Consider the following 2564-nt stretch of genomic DNA (forward strand, 5'->3'; position numbering starts at 1 on the left):
AGGTTTACGTTTGTCAGCACTGAAAAACAAAGAGGAAGTGGTGTCATGGAGAAGCGCCATGTTCATGTTTACCGCCACACCTATAGAAAAGGTTTTTGATGAGATTGAACGTCAGTATGCTGTTGAAATAGAGGCTGAAGGAGTGCCGGACCATCTTTATTCCGGGAATTTCTCACGCAATCAACCGCTGGAACAGGTGCTGAAAATGGTTTGTCGTCCTTACGGGCTGAATTATCAGAAAATCAGCGGGGGATATCGGATATTGAATGACTAACGATGTTGGTGGACAAAAGGTTTTTAATTCTTTTTTTTTGGTTGTTCCTTTGTTTGCCTCTGCTTCGGGGGCAGGCTTACAAGGTAGAGTTCACGGAAAAACCGCTGAACAAGGCACTTATTGAACTTCGTCAGGAGTATGATGTTCGTTTTTCTTTTGACGATCGGTACTTATCAAATTTTTCCGTTTCAGCTTCCGGCAAATTTTCTTCTTTTGAAGAAATTTTAAATGTTCTTTTGATTGATTTACCTCTTCAGTGGGAGGTGATGGGAAATGTGTACGTTATTTACCGAAGAGATAAACCCGTTCAGCCTTCCCGTTTTCTGATATCGGGGCAGGTACTGGAAAAAAATACAGGTGAACCGTTGTCTTTTTCTCACGTTCAGATTGGTAATCATCAGATGATTGCAGATGTGAAAGGTTCGTTTAGTTTTGTTTCCCGGGAGGACTCGGCATTTCAAGTGAAAGCATCCTATTTGGGATGTTTTGTTGTTGATACGATTTTGTATTCGGGTCAGAATCACAGGATTTATCTGACTCCTTTTTCTTACGATCTGCCGGAGGTGATTGTGAGAGATAACATTGTTGCGCGCTCCATTCAGATGGGAGAGCAATCGGGAATGATTAGTCTGAACACTTATATTGCAAATTATCTGCCCGGAAATGGCGACAATGCAGTTTTTAATCTTTTGCGGCTTCAGCCAGGAGTTGTGGCTGCCGGTGAGCAAGCTAACGATTTGATTATATGGGGAAGCTATGAAGGAACCAGCCGCGTTCGGTTCGACGGAATAACCATCTGGGGACTGAAAAATTTTAACGACAACATCAGCGCCATCAACCCTTTTATGACCAAAAATGTGGAGGTGCTCAAAGGAGGATACGACGCCTCTCATGAAGACCTCGCAGGAGGAGTCGTGAATATAACCGGAAAGACAGGGAGAAGAAATCGTCGCGGATTTCATTTGTTTATCAACAATGAAACCCTAAACGGAATGGTGGAGACTCCTTTGTCGGAGAAGTCATCCTTAACGCTGGCTTATCGTCAAACATACTACGATTTGTTTGATGCCGATGATATTACAAATTCCTCCTCCGATGATTTAGAATACAGAATATTGGTGAAGCCCGATTATCGCTTTCGCGATTTTAATGCCAAATACTCGCTGCAACAGAAGGATGGAAGCCTGTTTTACATCAGTCTTCTGGGTGGCGACGATGATTTCGCTTATACGGCCGAGCAGGAAAGGCAAAGAAATGTCATTTATCAAAGCACCTCTGAGGAGAATCATCAGCTGGGAGGAGCTATGTATTGGGGAAAAAGCCGAAAAAACGGTGATCATTATCAATTCAATGCTGCCTGGTCGGGTCTTTTTTCAACTTATGCAGTGGAGCGCAAGATCTCAAATGCTCGTTTTAACCGTCGGTACATCGATATTGATAAAGAAACCGAGACCAATGTAGGCGAAGGAAGTCTGAAGTTTGATTATAATTTTCAATTGCTGCATAATCAACGCCTGACGGTTGGAATTGAAGGTTTTCAAAACAGGCTCTCCATCAATGAGGATTCTGCAGGTTTGACAACGTTGGATTCCGATTACTCCGGAGCCCGGATGGCTGCTTTTTTGTTCGACCGGATTTCACTCTCACCTCAGCTTCATCTTAAACCAGGCTTGAGATATAACTATTCTTTTTACACAGGTTCCAATTATCTGGATCCTCGGGTGGAGTTGAGTTTTCGGCCTGGGGGGACCTTCTCTGCCAATGCCGCCTGGGGCAGCTATCATCAGTTTTTGGTAAAAAACTCTATGTACGATGAAACCGGGAATTTTAGATATGTGTGGTCATTGTCCGACGGACAGGATTTACCAGTATTGGATGCCCAACACTGGGTTTTGGGGGGCTCATGGAAGGGAAACAATTTTACTATAAATATTGATGGTTTCTATAAAACAGTGAACGGACTGACACGCTATGTGCGTTTTAACCAATCGGAAGAGAGCGTGTACCGGGGCGAAGGTTTCAGCTATGGATTGGACGTGTTTTTGAAGAAAGATTTTGACGCTAATTCGGTGTGGGTCTCCTACTCTCTTGCTCATGCGCAGGAGCAGTTTTCCTATTTTCAGGAAGATGACTTTCGCCGCGCGCCTCATGACCAGCGGCATGAACTTAAATTTGCCGGGTTGATGAGGTTCTTGAAGCGTTTCCACTTTTCTGCAGCTTATGTGTATGGCAGCGGGTTTCCGCTCTATGCCAATTACCTTAGTGAGCAGTACACGGAACCCGATTATTC

At 44.0% G+C, this 2564-nt stretch carries 2 protein-coding genes; both read left to right on the forward strand.

Annotation, left to right across the window (positions count from 1 at the left end):
- Nucleotides 1-274 (forward strand): DUF4974 domain-containing protein (locus tag QZZ43_RS12090; RefSeq protein ID WP_291859593.1); only part of this gene is annotated, 274 nt, incomplete at its 5' end.
- Nucleotides 275-276: 2 nt separating this feature from the next.
- A partial coding sequence (locus tag QZZ43_RS12095) for a TonB-dependent receptor plug domain-containing protein (protein WP_291859597.1) occupies nucleotides 277-2564 on the forward strand: 2288 nt, incomplete at its 3' end.

This window comes from Marinilabilia sp., from assembly GCF_016278715.1.
Taxonomy (GTDB): Bacteria; Bacteroidota; Bacteroidia; order Bacteroidales; family Marinilabiliaceae; genus Marinilabilia.